Raw genomic sequence first — 19,754 nt, 5'->3', positions numbered from 1 at the left:
AGATCTCGCATCAGGCACAGTCGCCTTGGGGGTAAAGTTGGGCAATTGCAGGCCCGTGGTTGACTTTTGGCTTTTAGCTTTGAGCTTGGGGGGCAGAATGGTCGGGGTTTGCTGACTTTGGGGCTGGGGACTAGGAGCCACGGCCTCAGGAGTAGGGAGCTTGAGGGGTTTGGGTGTGGGCGTAGTTGGCGCTGGGGAGTCTGGTTTTGGGGGCGCGGTTGCTTGGAGTTGGTTGGCGATCGCCCCATAATCTGCCATAAGGCTAAAGGTTTGCTGGGCGAGTAATGCCCTTGCCTCCGTGTGTAGGGTGATTTCTCCGACCAGGAGCAGAGTTGTTAGAGGCTCATCGATGGTAATGGTTTGGCTAAAGGCACAGGGAAAATCATCAAGGGCGATCGCCGCCGTTAAGGTGGTTACCACTGTGGCTGTCTGGGGATCCCGGAGGGTAAACGTTAGGGTGCCAGGCTCAGAAATTGGTTGGCGATCGCCAGCGGCGGGATTGGGTTGAATGTCTCCCCGGAGTTCCGGTGCATGAGTTGTGTCCCAAGGATAAACGGTCTGCGCCAGGACAATCTGATAGGGGAGTGGGGCCGGAGGAATATCCAAAGTGGGCGGCGCGGGTGGTGCAGCGGCAATTTGAGCTTGGGCCACTTGATCCATTTCTGCCCAAATCGGCTCTAATTCTTCCCTGAGCAGCTCATCCAATGCCGTGAGGGAATTTTCTCGCAGGGCGGTGGCGTGTTCCTCTTCATCTAATTCTGGAGATACTGGTGGTGTGGGTGTTTCTGATGTTTCTAACAGAGTGGGAGCCTCATCTACTCCGGCTAATTCTTCTAACGTTTCATGGTTTGCTGCACTTTGGTCAGCGTCGGCCAAAGAATTCATCACGGGTGTTGCTGCAGTTTCTTCCCGTGGAGGGGGAGCATCGTCGCTTGTTTTTTGGGTAGACTGATCTGCTGTTTCTGGTTGACTGTCTGCTAAGGAAAACGTTGTTTCAAAGGAAAAGACATTGGGGTTTGGGGGCAGCGGCAACGGCTTAAATGTTGGCTGGGTGACCTGGAGCGTGAGACGTTTTTCCCAGGGGTTAGTCACCTCAAGGCTCCGGCAGATGATCACCCATTCTCCAGCACCGAGGTGTTGCAGGGGCATGATCGCAAATAAGCCCTGGTCGGTGGTGACATCTATGCGCTGCGATCTTTGTCCTTGGGGAAAGCAAATCTCACAGTGAATTTCTACTTGGGCGTCGCCCCGGGCAGCTAGACGATACTCCCCAGGCGCTAAGCTCAGGGTCTCGGTCTGGAGGATGTCCCAATTGCGATCGCCTTTTTTTTGTAGCAGAAATTGCCAGTGCACCATCGACGCCTCCTCTGGGGTTCTAATGTTTTGCCTGCTGAATTTTTTGACGCCACTGCTCAAGATTTCCCAACAGATCCGCTTGGGCCAGGGTTTCTTGGGCCTTGGTCTGGAGCCATTTGAGTTGTACCTGTTGGTTGGCGACCTCCTCATCGCCAAGCACCAAACAGGCGATCGCCCCACTGCGGTCAGCTCGTTTAAATTGCTTCCCAAAGGCACTACCACTGAGATCAAGCTCCACCGAGAACCCCGCAAAACGCAACTTATGGGCCAAAATCACAGCGGCGGCCTCGGCCTGTTCTCCTTTGGAAACGAGGTAAAAATCAAGTTGGGGGCCGGGGGCTTCTCCCAATTGTTGTAACAGGATCACCAAACGCTCTAAACCAATGGCCCAACCCACTGCTGGCGTTTCGGGGCCACCCAATTCTGCCACGAGGCCATCATAACGCCCGCCTCCACAGACCGTGGCCTGGGCACCGAGGTCGCTGGATTGGATTTCAAAGGCGGTGTGGGTGTAGTAGTCTAGGCCCCGCACAAGGCAAGGGTTTAACACATAATCAATGCCCAGGGCCGTGAGGGAAGCTTGCACTTGGTCGAAATGTTTTTTTGAGTCATCCCCCAGATAATCCAGGATACTGGGGGCATTTTGGGCGATTTCCTGAGTTTTTTGATCTTTGCTATCCAAAATGCGCAGGGGATTGCGCTCGAGCCGCTCCTGGGAATCGGCATCGAGATCCGCCTTAAAAGGGGTTAGATAGTCTACTAAAGCTTCACGATACCGTTGGCGATCGCCGCCATTCCCCACCGAGTTTAATTGCAGGCTGAGATTTTTCAGGCCGAGTTTCTGCAAAATTTCTGTGGCGATCGCCATCACTTCCACATCGGCGCGGGGATCCGCACTGCCAAGCACCTCAACCCCCACCTGGTGAAATTGCCGTTGACGGCCCGCTTGGGGTCTTTCATAGCGAAACATTGGCCCTGTGTACCACAGCCGCTGCACACCCCCCTGGGCAAACAATTTCCGCTCAATATAGGCCCGGACTGCCCCTGCTGTCCCTTCAGGCCGGAGGGTAATCGGGCGATCGCCCCGGTCTGTGAAAGAATACATTTCCTTACTGACCACGTCCGTCGCCTCACCGATCCCCCGCTCAAACAAGCTGGTCTGCTCAAAAATGGGCGTGCGGATCTCCTGGTACATCGCCCGGCCGAGGCAATCGCGCACCACCGCCTCCACCTGCTGCCAGTAGGCGATCTCCGGCGCAAAAATATCCTTTGTTCCTCGTAAAGCTTGAATTGTTGCCATTATGTCTAGAAAAAAGTACCAGTCCCAGCTTATCGGGATGGGGCGTTGTTATTGTTCAGCAGAGGTAAAACTACCATGTATCCTGCCCCAAATGCTGTCAAAATCATGGCGATCGCCGCTACCAAGAGCACCCAAGCACTCACCCCAGCATCAAAATCCGTCCCACTCTCAAACTGCTCCGGCGGTACCGTCGTAAACTGCCGTACAGGTTCTGGCGTCGGTAGAGCCGCGATCACATTATTCACAGTTGTCTTTCCCTGTGGGGGACGGTGGTGGGGCGTAACCGGTGGCAGCGGCTCAATGCCAAAATCATGGCGGTTGACCATTTCCTTGAGGCGCTCTGTAGATTGCACCACCTGATGCACCTGGTTATATAGCTTCCGGTTATGCACCCGCAACTGTTGATTTTCCTGCTGGAGGGCTGTCATCTCCGCTTGGGTGGCCCGGAGTTTTTCAGCTAGTTGTTGATAAACAGAAATGGGTACCGAAGCACCACTCTGGGGTAGGGGCGTAACGTTATCGAAGCTCGGAGAACTAGAAGGATTGGCAATCATGGTCAGCTCACACCAAAAAGAGCAAATACCCTTACATTATGATCGAATTCCAGGATTGTCATCTGTCGTGGGGAGCCAATCTACCTCAGGGGCCGTAGGTTTCCGACAGGGGACGGGCGTAGGGTTGTAAGGTGCCTTGGTTTACCGTCAAAATTTGCGAATGCTTTAGCCAGTCTGCCCCAAAGGAATTGAGGTGAGTGGTTGTAATCAGGGTTTGGAAACGGGTTTGAATCGTATCTAGCAGTTGATTTTGGCGGGAGGGATCAAGCTCAGCCAGGACATCATCTAAAAGCAACAGGGGGGGTTCTCCGATGATCGCCTCAATGAGTTGCAGCTCGGCGAGTTTGAGCGCTAAAACCAAGGTGCGTTGCTGTCCCTGGGAGCCATAGAAGCGGGCGGGGGTGCCATTAATGGAAAATTCGATTTCGTCCCGGTGGGGGCCAACCATGCTGCTGCCCTGGTGTTGTTCTGCTTGGCGGCGTTGTTCTATTTTGTCGAGGCAGGCCTGTTGCACATGGTGGGGGTCATCCCGTTGCCAGGGAATATTGGGACAATAGGTGATTTCTAAGGTTTCGGTTTGGCTACTGATATCACGGTGCCAAGCTTGGGCCAGGGGCATCAGTCTGAGCAATCCCCGCGATCGCCTTCTGGTGACCCGCGAACCTGTGGCTGCTAACTGGAGATCCCAGAGGGTCAACTGTTGGGTCAAATCAGTGGGGATCGCCGCTTGGTTCCGGTGGAGTTTTTTGGCCGTTCTTAAGAGGGCATTGCGTTGCTTCAGCACCTGTTGATACTCCTGCAAAATCCGGGCATAGACAGGTTCTAACTGGATCAAAAGATTATCAATCCATTGGCGACGACAGTCAGGCCCACCCCGCACGAGGTCTAAATCAAGGCAGGAAAATTCCACGGCATTCAGGGTACCGAGGCCATCGAGTTGGCGACGGAGGGTTTCACCATTGAGCTTGAGGGTGCGTCCCCCCTGGTTGCGGAGCAACAGATCAAAGTCAACGGTGCCATAGCCGCGCTGAATTTGGGCTTGGATGCGGGCGGTGGCTTCCCCTTGTTTCACTAGGTCGGCGTCCCGGCTGGTGCGGTGGGTCTTGAGGCTGGCCAGGAGTTCAACGGCTTCGAGGAGGTTTGATTTTCCCTGGGCGTTGTTGCCGATCAAGATGGTTTTTTGGGCCGAAAAATCAACGTGCTGATGGTAGTAGTTGCGAAAATTACGGAGGTGCAAGGTTTGCAAATACATTCTTTTTCTGTCGCCCAAGTCCCGAAACAGAACCCTGATTTTAGCGTGTTATGCCCAGTTTAAGGCAGTGGCGATCGCCTGGAGAATCGCAAACCAAAAATTGAGCCTGATTAATCACAGAAACGGTAATTAATGTGACCGCCAGCTTCGGCCATGACAGATGTCCAGGCGTAATCCTGCTGAAAGGGAATATAAAGCCAAGTTCGCCCGGTGGTGTCTTCACTGAGGTAGGCGGGCGATCCTGTCACCATAATCTGACTACCGTTGCTGAGAAAGCCCACAACTGGCGCTGCGACAGTGGGTTCCTGCCTAACATTAAGACCCGTCCCCAAATCACTCTGAACGATCAAACAACCGCGAGAGGGTTGATCATTTAAGGTGGCTGTACTGGTGTGCTGGGCAACGATTTGATCATTGACGAGGCAGCGATATTGCACCTGACCTGTGCCAATGGCTTTCACTAAACTATTTAAGCGATATTCAAAAACGGGTTCTTGCTCTGCTGCTGTGGCGGCTTGGGTGCAGGTATATTCGTAGTCCATGTAGCCCCCCAGCTCCAGATTAGAAAACCCCGCACTAAACGACCAGTTGTCGTCTTCTGTTTCGTTGGGTCGCCAGGGTTCCCAGCCGGGTTTCGGGTTGGCGATCGCCCCTGGGGTCGCACTCAGCCAACACCCGATCGCCAAACAAAATAAGTAAGGTTTGACTCGCACCATGTTTTTTCTTCCTTCCCTTGCAGATGACTTTGTTTCCACATTAGAAGGAAATCTTAGATCTGAAGCCCGGAACCGCAGATAATGTCCGGAGCTTAGGACAAAGTCAGGGCGGTGGCGATCGCCCAACCATCCACGAGGCACAGCAGCACCGTAAACCCCAGCAAAATCATGTACATCCACGGTTGAGACAGGGGCCGCACATCGCTGGTATCAATATTGGTTTGTGCTTCAATCAAGCCTACCATCTTCGCAAAGCCCGCCACCCGCATCGGTAACAAATAGGCGCGATCGCGTTCTGGGGTGACGAAATAATAAACCAAGCCCCCTTGACCCGTGGTGCGCATTTTCAGTTGGTCGATTTTTTCCCAGGGCAATGACCAGCCCTTACGGGTCAGCCAGCGGAACCAAGTCGGATAGGTGACGGTAATTCCGGTTTCATCCAGACAGACTTTTTCACTGAGGGCACCGTAAAGAAAAATCGCCCCCAACCCCAAACCAACCCAGAGGAGCACTGGAGAAACAGGAGCTTGGGTGACGTCCGCTAAAAACGGAATCGGGACTGTGAGTGAAACATAGAGACTCAACAGGGTAATGCGGATGAGGGGTGAAAGATTAAAAGTGGTCGCCATCGTCATTGCACCAAAATTGCTTGATTTCCTAAAACGTTTGGTTGAGCCAATCGCGAATTAAGGGATTGACCAGTTCCGGGGTGTCGTCGTGGGGACAGTGGCCCGACTCCAGGTAATGTTCCACGAGGTTAGGACAGTGTTGTTTAAACTTTGCGCCCCGCTCCCGCGCCCGAATCCAGGGATCTTTTTCGCCCCAAATCATCAATAACGGTCGATCTAGTGCTTCCAGGAGATGATCGACTTTGGCTCCTTCTGGGGTGTTAAAAACCGCCGCAAAAACTTTGGCTGCCCCTGGATCATTAGAAGGGCGCTGAATTTCGTCGATCAAACGTTCGGTCACCGCCCCTTGGTTGACGTAAACCTTTTGCAGGATTTTACGGATGGTGGCGCGCCGTTTGGTGTATTGGAAAATAAGCTGGGTTGAAAGGGGACTAAACAGAACCTTACGGAGGGCTTTTTTCCAGGGAGAAGGTTGGGCTTTTACTTGGTCACTGAAGGGGCCAGCACTATTGAGGAGAATTAACCCCTTGGCCACCTCTGGACATTGGGCTGCTGCACAAAGGGACGCATAACCCCCCAGGGAATTCCCGGCTAACACCACGGGTTCACCAATGACTTCGTTAATAAAATCGCGCAGTTGATCCCGCCACAGAGCGCCGCTGTAAACAACGGGAGCCTTTGGCGATCGCCCGAAGCCGAGTAAATCAATCGCCCACACCGAAAAATCCCCTTGCAGTACCGTAATGTTTTTGCGCCAGTGATCTGTCGAAGCCCCAAAGCCATGGACTAAGAGCAAGGGCGGTTTGCCTTGGCTGGTGCCGGCCTGGACATAGTGGATGTTATAACCCCGCCATCGCCAAAACTGACTGGGGGGATTTTCAGCGAGAACATGGGGGGAAACGGTCGCACTCATCGGAGATTTTTTTGTAAATAAATGTTAACTACTGCTATTGTATCGTTTTCTTCCGGGGGGTTCTGGGGCGATCGCCGGGTGAGGTTCCCGTAAAATTTGTGCTATAACCTAAGCGACGGTTTTTGATTGTGACATTGTTTACTGCGGCAGAAACTCAACAGTTGCCGAGACAGTAAAAGTTCATCTTTTCCCTTGAATCCAATATTGCCTAGGAGGTTTCTTCATCATGTCTACCGGTGTGATCGAACAACGTTCCACTTCGACCATCCGTAAACCAGCCCCCCGCTACCGGGTACTGCTCCATAACGACGACTTTAACTCCATGGAACATGTGGTACAGACCTTGATGCAAACGGTGGCCGGTCTGACCCAACCCCAGGCGGTCAGTATCATGATGGAAGCCCACACCAACGGCATTGCCCTGGTGATCACCTGTGTGCAGGAACACGCGGAATTTTATTGTGAAACCTTGAAAATGCACGGCCTCACCAGCACCATCGAGCCGGACGAATAGAGATATTTTGCCTTTTTAATCAAGGCGATCGCCAGATTGCGGCCCAGAAACAGATTAAATAGAAGGTGGCAAACCTCAACGACTTTTTCCCTTGAAACGATTTTGGCATCTCTGTAAAACCACCCCAGCACCCCTGCGGCTGGGACTTTTTTTCTTGAGTTTGGGGATCATCTGGCTTCCCCTCGCGGCCCCGTTGTACTTGATTTTTCGCGCCGACGAAAACCTGACCACCATCTTGACCATGGGACTGCTGTTCCTTGAGTTTCTGGTCTATCTTCCCTTTTGGGTGAAACAAGTCCACGGGGAAACGCAACCCTTCCGGCGCTATGGTTTGGTGTGGCAGCGGGCGAATGGTGTGGATTTGGTTACAGGTTTGGCCTATGGCCTGGGGTTTACCTGGGCACTGCTGATTTTTGAAGATCTGTTGGGTTTTATCGAGCTTATTCCCCCCACAACGGCCTTGATTCGCATTGTGATCGAAGGAGCCTTGAGCGGTCTGGGGGTGGCCCTCGCAGAAGAATTGGTGTTTCGGGGCTGGGTTTATGACGAGCTAGAGCGGGACTATGGCTCAAAAACAGTGCTTTGGGGTAGTGCGATCGCCTTTGCGGTTTTACATTTTCTGAAACCCCTCCCGGAGATGATCCGAACGCTCCCGGTATTTCCCGGTTTGGTGCTGTTGGGATTGACTTTAGTTTGGGCGAAGCGATCGCGCTTTGGTCGCCTCGGCAAACCCATCGGTCTCCATGGGGGCTTAGTTTGGGGCTATTACATTTTTAATGTGGGGGGTTTGATCCAATCCAAAGAAGGCGTTTCCCCTTGGCTAACGGGCGTTGATGGCAATCCCCTCGGCGGTTTCTGGGGCATTCTCTTCCTGGCCGTTCTCGCCTGGATCATGGCCCGTGCTGCCCAAAAATCCCCAAAACCCTCTCCCCTAAAGGGGAGTTAGAGGGGTTTTTAAAACTGGAGAGAACTTAGAAAAATGTCTCTACTGCGCTTTGTGACCTTTCCCGAAAAACTTCGGCGGTTCCGCTAGGGTAAAGACTTCGGTGTGGGTGGCGATCGCCTCACGGACATGGCGGAAAGTTTGCAACATTCCCAACAGCGTTAAGCCATCGATAATCTTGAAGCCACCGGTGGTTTGCTCAGCCAAAAGTTGATCCACGGCTTCCGGGTCGGGGCGCAGATTCAAATCCCCATCGGTGCAGATCGCAAAACCCCAGGGGGAGCCGTAGCTCGAAATGGGCGTCGAGTAGGAGGAAACATTGGTGTAAACGGCCTTGAGGGTGTTCACCAGCCGGGCATGGAGCCGCAGATTCGCCGGAGCCGTGGGGCCAGCCTGCACTGCCACAACCCCACCGGGCGCGAGCACATCCTTCAGTTGCGTGAAATATTCCTTGGTAAAGAGCTTAAAGGAAGGGCCTTCCTCGATGGGATCAGACAGGTCAGAAATGATCACATCCCACTTCTCGGTGGTGGTTTCTAAAATCTTAAAGGCATCTTCAATGCGCAGATCGAGGCGTGGATCATCAAAGACCCCCTGGTGCATCTCCGGCAAATATTCCTTACAGGCTTCTACTACTTCGCCGTCGATATCGACCATCATCACCTTTTCGACGGACTGCCAGCGCAGCACTTCGCGCACCGTTGCCCCTTCCCCAGCACCGAGAATTAACACTTTTTTCGGCGCACCGTGGGCAATCATCGCCGGATGAACAAGGGGTTCATGGTAGAGAAATTCATCGCCGGTACAGGACTGCCATTTTCCATCCAGCACCAGGGCTTTACCATAGGCACCGCTTTCAACGATCGCCATCTCCTGAAATTGGGTTTGTTTATAGGCCAAAATCTTGGTGATCCCGTGGCTATAAATATCCCAGGGCGTAATGTACTCGTTAATCCAATAGTCGGCTTTGACTTCGCTACCTGCCATAATTTTTCCCTTCTGACAATTGACCGGATACCAGTATCGCAGACTTTTTCATTTTTTTAGCGATCGCCCCCCAAAACCTTGTCCGGTAAGCTTTTTAAAACTTTATGCTTCCTAAAACTCTGGGGATTGAACCCGCATCAGTAACTCCCTAGGCTAAAAGGCGATCGCCAAAAAGACAATCAATGCATTGATCCGTAAACTTGCCGTGAATAACCATTGGGAATTAACTTCATTTCTGCTGTCTCGAACCCACAGCTTTCCATAAAAACTGAAAGTACAATATTTTCAGAAAAAGTACATTACTTTTTAGTCAAAATGAAACTGTTTTTTTGGGCATAAAAACTATTTTGCGATTGCTAAAATAATGCTATTGTGAACTGGTTTTTCGCGATTTAAGTTAGTCCTTCAAAAAAAGATTACTTCTTGAACCATCAACAATCTAAATGCCTCCCATGATGCCCTGAATGTCGTCTAAGACTTTTAGCAGTCAAATCAAATTAAACTGGTCACTGCTTTGATATTTGGCTGAAAATCTCCCCCTGAATTTACCTCGACTTTTGCAAAGATTAACCTTCATTTAACCTCCCTAAAAACTTTGCTTAAGGCTGATGGACTTTTTGGAGAGAGGAGAGAAAAAACAAACATAAATTCTGCATTGATTTTCTGTAGTTATGGTATAAACATCTTGAAAAGTTTTGTGAATCTCAATTCATTTTTTCGAAGATTTACAAATTCATCAGAGCTTCAGAGAGTTTAAGTCTAGAAAAATCGCTCTAATCTTAATCTCTGACTAGCAGTCAATGCCTGAAAGCCTCGATCTCGCTAAAAAGTTTTAATCCATCGCTCACTTACGCTTAATTGCACAGTACACAATAGAGGAAACTATGAAACAGAGCGCTACTCGCCTCCGTACCTTATCTTTGGGTCTTGCTGGCCTCACCCTTACCGCTGCACTTGCAGCTTGTAATACTACCCAAACACCAACTGAAGGCACTGGCACAACTGATGCTCCTGCAGATAGTGCGTCTGGTTTGTCTGGCGATGTCCTCATTGATGGTTCTAGTACCGTTTTCCCGATTACCGAAGCCATGGCCGAGGAATTCCAAATCGCAAACCCCGATACCCGCGTAACCGTTGGGGTTTCCGGGACTGGTGGTGGCTTTTCTAAGTTCTGCGCTGGCGAAACTGATATTTCTAACGCTTCCCGCCCGATTTCCACCGAAGAAATCGAAGCTTGTGAACAGGCTGGCATCGAATATATCGAAATTCCCGTCGCCTATGACGCGATTTCCGTTGTTATTAACCCCGAAAACGACTGGGCCACTTGTTTAACCACCGAAGAATTGGCTAGCATTTGGTCTCCTGATTCTCAAATTAACAACTGGAGTCAAGTACGGGAAGGCTTCCCGGATGCTCCCCTCACTCTCTATGGGCCAGGGACTGACTCTGGAACTTTCGACTACTTCACCGACGCCATCAATGGTGAAGAAGGGGCTAGCCGGGGTGATTACACTGCCAGTGAAGATGACAACGTTGTTGTCCAAGGGGTTGTGAATGATCCCAACGCCATGGGCTATTTCGGTTTGGCTTACTACGAAGAAAATGCTGACAACTTGAATGCAGCTGCCATTGATGACGGCGATCCCAGCAATGGTGATGGCTGTGTGGCTCCTAGCACTGCGACGGTAGACGACTCTACCTATCAGCCTTTGGCTCGCCCGATTTTCATCTATGTCAGTGCAGCGTCTTTGGATGAGAAGCCCCAGGTTCAAGCCTTCATGGACTTCTACTCGGCTGAAGAAAATTCTTCCCTCGTTTCTGAAGTTGGCTATGTTGCTCTCAATTCTGAACTCTACGCCAAGGCCCAGGAACGCCTTGCTGCTCGCACCACTGGTTCGATCTTTAATGGTGGTTCCACCGTCGGTGTTCGATTGGGTGAAGTTCTCTAGGTTTTATTTTTAGGTTTCGCTGGGGAGTGGGGCAGATTCATTCAGAAAAGGCCCGACTCCCTTTATGCTTTGAATGAATGCCGCTGTTTTTGTAGTGGCATCGCTGATAAATCAAAATCATAAGTATTTAAAGATTATGACAACTAGTCCTTTCCCCCCCCTTGCTGATGCGGGACTCTGGCGGACAACACGGACATTTAGTAAATGGAGCCAACGTTTAATCGTGGGGCTTTTTGGTTTATTTGCCCTGGTGTCAGTGTTAACCACGTTTGGAATTGTCATCACATTGGTCGTCGATGCGGCGGGCTTCTTTAATGAGGTTTCCCTGTTTACTTTCCTAACAGATACCCGCTGGACGCCGCTATTTGTCGATCCAAAATTTGGTATTTTTGTGCTGGTTTCTGGCACCCTGATGACGACGGCGATCGCCATTTCCGTGGCCTTGCCGTTGGGTCTGTTGGCCGCTATTTGCTTAAGTGAATATGCTTCCCCTGGGATCCGAAAATGGCTCAAGCCCGCCCTCGAAATTCTGGCAGGGGTGCCCTCCGTTGTCTATGGTTATTTTGCCCTGTTATTGGTGACCCCAGCGCTACGGGCGATTATTCCAGGGCTTTCTCCCTTCAATGCCTTGAGTGCCGGTTTAGTGTTAGGGATTTCAATTTTGCCCTTGGTTGCCTCCCTCAGTGAAGATGCAATCTATGCCGTGCCCGATAGCCTACGTCAAGGTTCCTACGGACTGGGGGCCACCAAACGAGAAACCATCGTGAATGTCGTCTTACCCGCCGCCTTGTCCGGGATTGTTTCTTCCTTTATTTTGGCTATTTCTAGGGCCGTCGGAGAAACGATGATTGTGACCATTGCCGCTGGTTTAAACCCGACCCTCACCCTCAATCCCACGGTGCCCATCGCCACCATGACTGCTTTTATTGTTCAAGTTAGTCTTGGGGATGCCCCGGCTGGCAGTTTGGCTTTTAAGACCATTTATGCCGTTGGTTTATCTTTATTCTTGATCACCCTGACCCTAAACATCCTCAGTTACTGGGTTGTGCGTCGCTATAGACAGAAATACGAATGAATAGTAACCCTCCCAATTCCCAAAATACGAACACCCTGTTCGATACTCGTCTTAAAACCCGTTACCGCTGGGATACCGCATTTCAAACTCTCAGTTGGATCGCTGTAATTTTAAGCATTGTGGTGCTGGCCGTTCTCTTGATCGACGTTTTCTTCGATGGTCTGCCGCGCCTCGATTGGAAATTATTAACTTCCTTTCCCTCTAGACGCCCCGAAGATGCCGGCCTCAAATCAGCCCTTGTCGGGACAATTTGGTTAATGATCCTAACTGCCATAATCACCTTTCCCATCGGTGTGGGTGCGGGGATCTTCCTAGAGGAATTTTCCGCTGAAAATACTTTCACGAAAATCATTGAAGTCAACATCAACAATCTCGCTGCCGTTCCTTCAATTATTTATGGTCTTTTGGGGCTACAGGTTTTTGTCCGGCTCCTTTCTCCAATGACAGGGGGACGCAGTGTTTTAGCTGGTGCTTTAACCCTCAGCCTATTGATTTTGCCCATTGTTATTGTCGCAACCCGCGAAGCTCTCAAGGCTGTACCCGATAGCCTCAGGCAAGCTGGTCTAGCCCTCGGAGCGACCAAATGGCAAGTGGTACGGGAGCAAATTTTCCCCCTCGCCCTACCGGGGATTTTAACAGGGACTATCTTGGCCCTTTCCCGTGCAATCGGTGAAACAGCCCCACTGATTACCCTAGGGGCCTTGACCTTTATCGCTTTCTTGCCTTCTTTATCCTTAGAAGGGCTCCAGACGCCATTTACGGCGCTGCCGATTCAAATTTTCAACTGGGTTTCCCGCCCCCAAGAAGAGTTTCACACGGTGGCAGCAGCGGGGATTATTGTTTTGATGGTGGTGTTATTGGCGATGAATGGCACAGCTATTTTTCTCCGGAATAAATTCCAGAAATAAAGCTCTAAAACAAAATTGAGATTGATAAAAGAAATCCTCCAGGGTATGGAGGATTTCTTTTTGCGCTATTCGACGAAAGCTTTTATTTTTCTTCTGGCAAGAGCCATGTCCGCAATCCCAAAATGAGCAAAAAGGCCATGACATCAGCGGTAATGAGAAAAGCAATCCAGTTTTGATCCATGGTGACTGAGCTCCGGTGTCCTAGATATTGTTTTTAAGCTATGCAATCTAGGTAAACTATACTCTTATATCTATGGATTGGGGCAAAGGAAAACCTCAAAAATTTTGAGGGCTGTGATTAGATTTTGTTATTTATTGGGGGGTGGGGTTAGCCAACTGAATGAACATTGCCCCCTGGATTTGGCGATCGCCGGTTTGAAGTTGGAGAAAGCGGGCCGTTAAACCCCGGTCTTGAAAGATCCGCAGATTGAAGCGACGACTAAACCCTTGGGCAAAGCCATTCAGGAGGGGCGGAGGGAGGGGTTGATCATTAACTGCCCCTTCAAAGTCTGTGAGTTGGAATTGGCTACCAGATGCGAGGCCGAGGGTAAAACTGAGTTGGAGCGTCGCCCGCTCTGCTTCGCCTGTTTCAGGATTGATCTGGAACATTTCTCCGGTGAACTGGAGACGGTTTTCGTCGAGGAAATCGACGGTGGCATTTTCTAATTGGAAACGGGGTGGATTGGTGCTGCCGGGACGGGTGAGCAGACGATTAATGAGAGGTTGTATCAAGGCCGTAACTTGTGGAGACGTTAAGGCTTGATTGAGATCAGTTTCGGTGAGAACAAAGCGCACGCCTGCCTGGAGGGGCTGATCCAAAACACCGGGGCCAGGTTTGCCACTGCGAACTTTAGCCAGGTCAAAACTGAGGGGATCGGTTTCAAGTTCTAGCACCTCAAAACGTAGGCCAGGAAAAAGTTCAACGCCACGACTAGCAATCTGAACGCGGTCAATTTTGCCCTTGAGAAGTTGGTGACTAGGAACATTATCGACCCGCACTTCAAAGGTTTCTGCGGCTTGGAGGCGATCGCCAATGCGTTTACCGCCGACCTCCTCTAGGATCAAGCCCACTGGGGCAAGGGCCGTCAGAAAACCGGACATCAAGATTGCGAGAAATTCCATGGTGCGCCCCAGGCTGATGGTTCGTCCTTAACTTTAGCTGAAAATTTCTAAGAGACAAGCAATTTTAAATCCGCATTAACCGCAGACACAGTCGCTTGCCGCTGATCATTGCGAGTATGGCTCAATTCAATTTGGTAATAAGATTCCGGGAGATAGGGTAAGCGTTCTGACCATTCAATGACCGTCAGGCCAGGGTCACATTCTTCGCCCTCCCAGTAGGTTTCGGGATAGAGACCATCGACTTGTGCAGGTTCAAGACGGTACAAATCCAGGTGATAGAGGGGAATGCGTCCGGTGTGGTATTCGTTCACCAGGGTAAAAGTCGGACTGGCGATCGCCTCAGTAATTCCTAGACCTAAACCAATGCCCTGGGTGAGGGTCGTTTTTCCGGCCCCCAGATCGCCCCTGAGCAAGATCACCGTATTTTCTGGCAACCTTTGACCGAGCTTTACCCCAAGAGCTTGGGTGGCGGCTGCATTTTCTAACAGAATAATTTCTGCCATTGATCGCTTTAATTTACCAATTGTCTTGATAGTCTTCGAGGAGCTTGAGCAGATCCCCTTGGCCGGCGGTGGGGATCAGTTGGGCCAGGGTGACAAAAGCTTGTTTGCCCCCCAGGGGAACTTGGATCGAGCGTAAAACATCCATCACTTTTGCTTCGTCTACTGCACGGTCTTCAATGGACGGGAAAATTTTCTCAGCAACGGTGGTGTGTAAATGGGCATCGGCTAAATATAAATGCCACCCAGACACATCGATATAAATATTTTCACCAATCTCTGCGGCGAGTTTTTCGATTTGAATTGTGCTAGCCATTGGAAGCCTCCGAATAATCGGCGATCGCCGTAATGTAAAGCAGGTGTAACCCTAAAATGCCCAACCAAACAAGGCTAAACGGTTTGACCCAGGGACGCTCTACCGTCGTTTGAATCATGGCAGTAAACCAAATGGGCGAATTAATCGCGAGGTAGACCATCACATGGACAATAAAATTCATCCGGTCTTCGGCGCGACGGAATTCAGGATCAGTTTTACGGTCAGGTTTGCGCGGCCAACTGCGAGGCATAGGTTTTACCCATCACATTTACGGAACACAGGTGATCCTATCACAAGGATTTTCTTCAGGCTTGTCGGGTATAATCGCCGGATTTGCCCCCGGTTTTTTTCAGCAGTTGAATCTCAGAAATCACCATCCCTTTATCCATTGCCTTCGCCATGTCATAAAGGGTTAAGGCCGCTACGGAAACCGCTGTCAACGCCTCCATTTCGACCCCCGTTTCGGATTTGGTCGTCACACTGGCCTCGATGCGATAACCAGGTAAGTTTGCGTCAGCAATAAAATTTACCGTCACCTTTTTAATCGGTAGCGGGTGGCACATGGGGATTAAGTTCGAGGTTTGCTTGGCGGCCATGATCCCAGCAATGCGAGCTGTACCTAAAACATCACCCTTGGGGGCATCCCCCGCTTGGATCGCCGTAAAGCAAGCGTGGGTCATGGTGATCATCCCCGTGGCGATCGCCTCCCGTTTTGTCACGTTTTTTTCAGAAACATCCACCATCTGCGCCTCGCCGTGGGCATTGAGATGGCTCAGGGGAGGGAGGGCAATCTTTTTTCCAGAAAACTCTTGCATTTACCCAAAACGTCTGTTAGATTAGATGACTGTTGGTCAAACAACACAACTCTTCTCCATGGGTCTGTAGCTCAGCGGATTAGAGCAGCTGACTACGGATCAGCAGGTCGGGAGTTCGAATCTCTCCAGGCTCGTAAGAAGAGAAAACAACCCTCCTAGGTTAGCCCAGGGGGGTTTGTTGTGGCAAGAATCTGAAGAGTCGTGATGTTTTGTTGACAAGCCCAGAGGGAAACGCAGAATATGACAAGAGACCAGTCAAACTGCATTCTTTTAAACAAAAAAATTCAAACAAACTCATTTCCCTCTCTCCGCCATGACCAAATTTTTAAATTATTGCCTATCCGTGGCTTTGGCGATCGCCGTTTGCTTTGGCGTGACCCAACCGGCCTCGGCTTTGCCACAACCGAGTTTTACCCTTGCTTCCCTCGCCCAAGGGGATGCGATCACTGATCCCGAAGCCATTCTCCGCTACGCCCTACCGATTGACAATCAGCCCATTCGCCGCCTCCAGGACAGCATGGAATTTATGTCCAAGGATCTACGGGCGAAACGCTGGGGGCCGATTGCTGCCAATGCCAAGAAAGCCAGCCGTGTCCTCTCCATTAACCAAGATGGCATCCTCGAAGATGTCGTACCGAGCTTTAAGGAACAGGCTAAAACTCTCCTAGATGAAATGGAACAAGATGTCGCCACCATGAGAGAGGCGATCGCCGCCAAAGACCGTGAAGTGATCTGGACAAAACGTCGGGAAATCCTCAACAAAGTCGGTACGATCGAAGAAAATATGATCGCCGAATATCCGACCACGATCCCCGAAGACTATGCCAATCTACCGCGCCTATTGGGTCGGGCCACCGTCGAACTCGAAACCACCCAAGGGGACATTACCGTTGTCGTTGACGGTTACAACGCCCCGATTAATGCCGGAAACTTTGTTGACTTGGTGCAGCGGGGCTTCTATGATGGCCTACCGTTTAACCGGGCTGAAGATCTCTACATTCTGCAAACGGGTGATCCTGAAGGTGATGCCGATGGTTTCATTGACCCGAAAACCAATGAGTACCGCGCCATCCCCATGGAAATTATGCTCACTGGTGACCACGAAGCGACCTATGGGGCAACCCTAGAAGACCTCGGCATTTACCTAGCAGAGATCAATCTTCCTTTTAATGCCTATGGCGCCTTGGCTCTGGCCCGTCCCGCCGATGATGCCAATGGTGGTTCTTCCCAGATTTTCTTCTTCAAATTTGACAATGAATTAGCGCCGCCCGGATTTAACTTGATGGATGGTCGTTACTCTGTGTTTGGCTATACCGTCGCTGGCCAGGATGTTCTCGAAAGCCTCAGCAAAGCTGACAAGATCATTGCGGCTAAAGTTATTAATGGTTCAGAAAATTTAGTTGTTCCCAACTAGACCGATCACCCTTTAATTTTTCGATTTTAAAAAACACCCTAAACCACTGTTGGTAAAGGGTGTTTATCCTTTTGCAGGTTAGTTTTTAAAAGTTATGCCATCGTGTCAGCATTATATTGATTGGGGCCCGGTTGACTGTCGGAAGCAAAGAAGACAATTAAGACAATTACACCAATAATTGGTACAAATCCAATTAAGAGCCACCAACCGCTGCGGCCAGTATCATGCAAACGCCTGATGCTAAGGGCTATTCCAGGTAAAATAAAGGCTAAGGAATAGATAATACTAACCAAAGAGGCGATCGCCCCAAGAAATGTTTCCTGGAAAACACCCAAGACAAGGGAAATCAGAAGGTTGATGATAAAAACATACCAGAATTCTTTGCGGCGGGCTCTACCACTAAAGTTTGTATAATTTTGCCAAGCCTTAATATAATAATCGATAAATTCTTCAAATATACTTTTATCCATTGTTTTATTATTGTATTAACAATTGATTGGGCTTTTATTCTACATAAAAGATTCATAAAGAATTCAAGTCAATGCTAAAAGTCAACATTTTGTAATTATTAAATTGACACAAAAACAACAAGGCGACGGAAGCGTGAATTAAATGCTTTTCTATGCAATATACCTTTGAAATACAAGATGTTCTGAGCTAATGATCGCCTTCAAAAATTTAAAGACTCTTGATATTTCTGATGACAGAGGTCAATGCCTGTTAGCATCTGTAGAGATTATCTAGACATGCCTTTGGTCATGATTGTTTTAGCAGAACTTGCAGAAGCGGCGATTTCAACAAACTTGCAACAGTTTGTGTTGGTTTTATCGATCTCCCTAACCGTTGCAACCTTTTCACGGATTTTTAGTTGGTTGCGTCAGATCCCCTATACCCTCTTGTTGGTGATTGTGGGGCTGGGTTTGGCTTTTATTAATGTGCGTTTAGTGAATCTTTCGCCGGAGCTAATCCTTGAAATTTTCCTCCCACCGCTCTTGTTTGAAGCTGCTTGGAATATTCGTTGGCGCGAACTCCAGAAACAATGGTTGCCGATTGCGTTGTTTGCCTTGGCTGGGGTGGCGATCGCCATCTTTGGGATTGGTTTTGCCCTCAGTCAGTGGACGAGCTTGGCCCTGAGTTCTGCCTTGCTCGCGGGGGCGGCCCTCTCGGCGACGGATCCGGTGTCGGTGGTGGCTTTGTTCCGGGAGTTGGGGGCCAGTAAAAAACTCACGATGGTGATGGAAGGGGAAAGCCTCTTTAACGATGGAGTCGCAGTCGTAGCGTTTCTGTTGCTGGTGGGAATTCCCCTCGGTACCCAGACTTTTTCGATGTCGGCGACGGTGGCAACTTTCCTAGTCTTTGTGGGCATTGGTGTCGGCTTCGGTTGTTTGATTGGTTTTGGCATTTCTTTCTTGACCCAACGATTTGATATTCCCCTCGTGGAGCAATCTTTAACCCTGGTATCGGCCTATGGTACTTACCTATTGACGGAGGAATTGGGCGGTTCTGGGGTAATTGCGGTGGTGACTGTGGGGATGATTTTGGGGAATTTTGGCTCGAATATTGGGATGAATCCCCGCACTCGCCTAGTCGTTTCGGAATTCTGGGAATTCCTCGCGTTTTTTGTGAATTCAATTGTGTTTCTGCTGATTGGTGATCAGGTCAATTTTGGCACCCTGGGGGAAAGCTTAGATGCAATTTTTGTGGCGATCGCCGCTGTGTTGGTGACGCGGGCCATTTCCGTCTATGGTTTGGGTTGGCTCTCCAATCAATTTAGCAATAACCCCCTGAGCTTCTCCGAACAAACAGTGCTGTGGTGGGGCGGTCTGCGGGGATCAGTTTCCATTGCCGTGGCCTTAAGCGTGCCTGTGGTGCTCGGCGATCGCCAAGAAATTATCAACATCATTTTCGGGGTGGTGCTATTCACTCTCCTGGTACAAGGCCTGACAACCCAGTGGGTTCTAGAAAAACTCGATTTGATTGGTGATCAACCGATTCGTCAGAAATATTCCGAGTATCTTGCCCGCCGCGTTGCCCTCAAACGAGTGTTAAATTACCTCGACCAGTTAAACCTCGCTGCCGATGTGGACGAGGAATTCTACCGCTATGAACGGGATCTCGTCGAAGGGGAGCTAGAAACCATCGAAGAAAAAATTGAAAAACTCAAAGGCAGCCATCCCCAACTGCAAGAACTGGATATGAAGCAGTTGCGCGATACTCTCCTGGATATCGAGGCGGACACCTATGCCGAATTTATCCGGGTGGGCCGTTTAAATAAAGATCTTTCGCCCCTCCTCCAGGAGACCTTGATCAAAGCCACCGAAAAAACAATCCAAAGTTAACCCCCCTTCGCAAAACAGATCATCACAATAAACGACAGGGCCAACCCAGGGCTAAGGAGGGTCGCCAGGGTTAAAAGTTCTTCGCCGGACATAAAAATACCTGTAATTGTGGGGATTCCTTTTCACGTTAAAGGGTTTTTCTGGCGATCGCC

The 19,754-nt window shown here is 50.1% G+C and carries 21 protein-coding genes and 1 tRNA gene; 8 read left to right on the top strand and 14 right to left on the bottom strand.

Annotation, left to right across the window (positions count from 1 at the left end; translation table 11 throughout):
• The 7 genes from AACT35_RS03965 to AACT35_RS03935 all read right to left on the bottom strand — a co-directional run.
• Positions 1-1,356: hypothetical protein (locus tag AACT35_RS03965; RefSeq protein WP_143596774.1), on the bottom strand; the 1,356-nt coding region annotated here is incomplete at its 3' end.
• Positions 1,357-1,375: 19 nt separating this feature from the next.
• A complete protein-coding gene (gene hisS, locus AACT35_RS03960) occupies positions 1,376-2,656 on the bottom strand; it encodes a histidine--tRNA ligase (protein WP_099238986.1) in 1,281 nt (426 codons plus the stop codon).
• A gap of 29 nt (positions 2,657-2,685) precedes the next feature.
• A complete protein-coding gene (locus tag AACT35_RS03955; protein ID WP_065716890.1) occupies positions 2,686-3,210 on the bottom strand; it encodes a hypothetical protein in 525 nt (174 codons plus the stop codon).
• A gap of 85 nt (positions 3,211-3,295) precedes the next feature.
• Positions 3,296-4,462 carry a DNA replication/repair protein RecF gene (gene recF / locus AACT35_RS03950; RefSeq protein ID WP_099238984.1) on the bottom strand — a complete coding sequence of 389 codons (1,167 nt, stop codon included), beginning with the start codon at positions 4,460-4,462 and terminating at the stop codon, positions 3,296-3,298.
• 110 nt (positions 4,463-4,572) lie between these two features.
• Entirely contained in the window at positions 4,573-5,178 is a 606-nt protein-coding gene (locus AACT35_RS03945; protein WP_099238982.1) for an SH3 domain-containing protein, read from the bottom strand.
• A gap of 92 nt (positions 5,179-5,270) precedes the next feature.
• Positions 5,271-5,858: a hypothetical protein gene (locus AACT35_RS03940; protein WP_371410751.1), complete on the bottom strand. Its 588-nt coding sequence runs from the start codon at positions 5,856-5,858 to the stop codon at positions 5,271-5,273.
• On the bottom strand, positions 5,836-6,720 hold the full coding sequence (locus tag AACT35_RS03935; RefSeq protein WP_099238980.1) for an alpha/beta fold hydrolase: 885 nt from the start codon (positions 6,718-6,720) through the stop codon (positions 5,836-5,838). The genes AACT35_RS03940 and AACT35_RS03935 overlap by 23 nt, the downstream gene beginning before the upstream one ends.
• Positions 6,721-6,946: 226 nt before the next feature.
• On the opposite strand from AACT35_RS03935, the gene clpS reads away from it, so the two are divergent.
• Positions 6,947-7,234, top strand: coding sequence for an ATP-dependent Clp protease adapter ClpS (clpS, locus tag AACT35_RS03930; RefSeq protein WP_012307878.1), 288 nt, complete (start codon positions 6,947-6,949; stop codon positions 7,232-7,234).
• Positions 7,235-7,325: 91 nt separating this feature from the next.
• On the top strand, positions 7,326-8,180 hold the full coding sequence (locus AACT35_RS03925) for a type II CAAX endopeptidase family protein (RefSeq protein ID WP_099238978.1): 855 nt from the start codon (positions 7,326-7,328) through the stop codon (positions 8,178-8,180).
• A 39-nt stretch (positions 8,181-8,219) separates the two neighbouring features.
• Here the strand turns inward: AACT35_RS03925 and AACT35_RS03920 are convergent, their stop codons facing one another.
• Entirely contained in the window at positions 8,220-9,164 is a 945-nt protein-coding gene (locus AACT35_RS03920) for a spermidine synthase (RefSeq protein ID WP_030007349.1), read from the bottom strand.
• A gap of 884 nt (positions 9,165-10,048) precedes the next feature.
• Here AACT35_RS03920 and AACT35_RS03915 point away from each other — a divergent pair.
• The 3 genes from AACT35_RS03915 to pstA all read left to right on the top strand — a co-directional run bounded on the left by AACT35_RS03915 (position 10,049) and on the right by pstA (position 13,096).
• Complete coding sequence (locus tag AACT35_RS03915; RefSeq protein WP_030007350.1) at positions 10,049-11,113, top strand: PstS family phosphate ABC transporter substrate-binding protein; 1,065 nt, start codon at positions 10,049-10,051, stop codon at positions 11,111-11,113.
• Between the two features lie 136 nt (positions 11,114-11,249).
• Positions 11,250-12,188 (top strand): phosphate ABC transporter permease subunit PstC, encoded by a 939-nt coding sequence (gene pstC, locus AACT35_RS03910; RefSeq protein ID WP_099238992.1) that lies wholly within the window; start codon positions 11,250-11,252, stop codon positions 12,186-12,188.
• Entirely contained in the window at positions 12,185-13,096 is a 912-nt protein-coding gene (gene pstA, locus AACT35_RS03905) for a phosphate ABC transporter permease PstA (protein WP_012307883.1), read from the top strand. Before pstC ends, pstA begins: the two co-directional genes overlap by 4 nt.
• 312 nt (positions 13,097-13,408) lie before the next feature.
• Here pstA and AACT35_RS03900 read toward each other — a convergent pair whose 3' ends face one another.
• The 5 genes from AACT35_RS03900 to moaC are packed head-to-tail and all read right to left on the bottom strand — an operon-like array spanning position 13,409 to position 15,849.
• The gene (locus tag AACT35_RS03900; protein ID WP_099238976.1) at positions 13,409-14,218 is read right to left on the bottom strand and encodes an LmeA family phospholipid-binding protein; all 810 of its coding nucleotides are present in this window, start codon (positions 14,216-14,218) and stop codon (positions 13,409-13,411) included.
• Positions 14,219-14,265: 47 nt separating this feature from the next.
• A complete protein-coding gene (gene tsaE, locus AACT35_RS03895) occupies positions 14,266-14,721 on the bottom strand; it encodes a tRNA (adenosine(37)-N6)-threonylcarbamoyltransferase complex ATPase subunit type 1 TsaE (RefSeq protein WP_099238974.1) in 456 nt (151 codons plus the stop codon).
• A 13-nt stretch (positions 14,722-14,734) separates the two neighbouring features.
• A complete protein-coding gene (locus tag AACT35_RS03890) occupies positions 14,735-15,034 on the bottom strand; it encodes a DUF3181 family protein (RefSeq protein ID WP_099238972.1) in 300 nt (99 codons plus the stop codon).
• Positions 15,027-15,284 (bottom strand): 2TM domain-containing protein, encoded by a 258-nt coding sequence (locus tag AACT35_RS03885; protein WP_012307888.1) that lies wholly within the window; start codon positions 15,282-15,284, stop codon positions 15,027-15,029. Before AACT35_RS03885 ends, AACT35_RS03890 begins: the two co-directional genes overlap by 8 nt.
• Positions 15,285-15,339: 55 nt before the next feature.
• A complete protein-coding gene (gene moaC / locus AACT35_RS03880) occupies positions 15,340-15,849 on the bottom strand; it encodes a cyclic pyranopterin monophosphate synthase MoaC (protein WP_099238970.1) in 510 nt (169 codons plus the stop codon).
• A 60-nt stretch (positions 15,850-15,909) separates the two neighbouring features.
• Between moaC and AACT35_RS03875 the strand changes: the two genes are divergently transcribed.
• Both AACT35_RS03875 and AACT35_RS03870 read left to right on the top strand, forming a co-directional pair.
• Positions 15,910-15,983, top strand: a tRNA-Arg gene (locus tag AACT35_RS03875).
• 179 nt (positions 15,984-16,162) lie between these two features.
• Positions 16,163-17,263 (top strand): peptidylprolyl isomerase, encoded by a 1,101-nt coding sequence (locus tag AACT35_RS03870; RefSeq protein WP_099238968.1) that lies wholly within the window; start codon positions 16,163-16,165, stop codon positions 17,261-17,263.
• 92 nt (positions 17,264-17,355) lie between these two features.
• Here AACT35_RS03870 and AACT35_RS03865 read toward each other — a convergent pair whose 3' ends face one another.
• A complete protein-coding gene (locus AACT35_RS03865; protein WP_173867233.1) occupies positions 17,356-17,733 on the bottom strand; it encodes a DUF805 domain-containing protein in 378 nt (125 codons plus the stop codon).
• Positions 17,734-18,009: 276 nt separating this feature from the next.
• Between AACT35_RS03865 and AACT35_RS03860 the strand changes: the two genes are divergently transcribed.
• On the top strand, positions 18,010-19,602 hold the full coding sequence (locus AACT35_RS03860) for a Na+/H+ antiporter (RefSeq protein ID WP_198166492.1): 1,593 nt from the start codon (positions 18,010-18,012) through the stop codon (positions 19,600-19,602).
• Positions 19,603-19,754: the final 152 nt, after the last annotated feature.

It is taken from the genome of Synechococcus sp. BDU 130192 (genome assembly GCF_963876085.1).
Lineage (GTDB): Bacteria > Cyanobacteriota > Cyanobacteriia > Cyanobacteriales > MRBY01 > MRBY01.
The sequence above is the reverse complement of the archived record's forward strand: the minus strand, read 5'-3'. Positions and strand labels throughout refer to the sequence as shown.

Excerpts from the sequence above, each read along its gene's own strand:
- AACT35_RS03955 (WP_065716890.1), bottom strand. The coding sequence starts at position 3,210 with ATGATTGCCAATCCTTCTAGTTCTCCGAGCTTCGATAACGTTACGCCC.
- AACT35_RS03860 (WP_198166492.1), top strand. The coding sequence starts at position 18,010 with ATGCCTTTGGTCATGATTGTTTTAGCAGAACTTGCAGAAGCGGCGATT.
- pstC (WP_099238992.1), top strand. The coding sequence starts at position 11,250 with ATGACAACTAGTCCTTTCCCCCCCCTTGCTGATGCGGGACTCTGGCGG.
- pstA (WP_012307883.1), top strand. The coding sequence starts at position 12,185 with ATGAATAGTAACCCTCCCAATTCCCAAAATACGAACACCCTGTTCGAT.
- recF (WP_099238984.1), bottom strand. The coding sequence starts at position 4,462 with ATGTATTTGCAAACCTTGCACCTCCGTAATTTTCGCAACTACTACCAT.
- AACT35_RS03920 (WP_030007349.1), bottom strand. The coding sequence starts at position 9,164 with ATGGCAGGTAGCGAAGTCAAAGCCGACTATTGGATTAACGAGTACATT.
- AACT35_RS03915 (WP_030007350.1), top strand. The coding sequence starts at position 10,049 with ATGAAACAGAGCGCTACTCGCCTCCGTACCTTATCTTTGGGTCTTGCT.
- clpS (WP_012307878.1), top strand. The coding sequence starts at position 6,947 with ATGTCTACCGGTGTGATCGAACAACGTTCCACTTCGACCATCCGTAAA.
- AACT35_RS03885 (WP_012307888.1), bottom strand. The coding sequence starts at position 15,284 with ATGCCTCGCAGTTGGCCGCGCAAACCTGACCGTAAAACTGATCCTGAA.
- AACT35_RS03935 (WP_099238980.1), bottom strand. The coding sequence starts at position 6,720 with ATGAGTGCGACCGTTTCCCCCCATGTTCTCGCTGAAAATCCCCCCAGT.
- tsaE (WP_099238974.1), bottom strand. The coding sequence starts at position 14,721 with ATGGCAGAAATTATTCTGTTAGAAAATGCAGCCGCCACCCAAGCTCTT.
- hisS (WP_099238986.1), bottom strand. The coding sequence starts at position 2,656 with ATGGCAACAATTCAAGCTTTACGAGGAACAAAGGATATTTTTGCGCCG.
- moaC (WP_099238970.1), bottom strand. The coding sequence starts at position 15,849 with ATGCAAGAGTTTTCTGGAAAAAAGATTGCCCTCCCTCCCCTGAGCCAT.
- AACT35_RS03945 (WP_099238982.1), bottom strand. The coding sequence starts at position 5,178 with ATGGTGCGAGTCAAACCTTACTTATTTTGTTTGGCGATCGGGTGTTGG.
- AACT35_RS03865 (WP_173867233.1), bottom strand. The coding sequence starts at position 17,733 with ATGGATAAAAGTATATTTGAAGAATTTATCGATTATTATATTAAGGCT.
- AACT35_RS03870 (WP_099238968.1), top strand. The coding sequence starts at position 16,163 with ATGACCAAATTTTTAAATTATTGCCTATCCGTGGCTTTGGCGATCGCC.
- AACT35_RS03890 (WP_099238972.1), bottom strand. The coding sequence starts at position 15,034 with ATGGCTAGCACAATTCAAATCGAAAAACTCGCCGCAGAGATTGGTGAA.
- AACT35_RS03900 (WP_099238976.1), bottom strand. The coding sequence starts at position 14,218 with ATGGAATTTCTCGCAATCTTGATGTCCGGTTTTCTGACGGCCCTTGCC.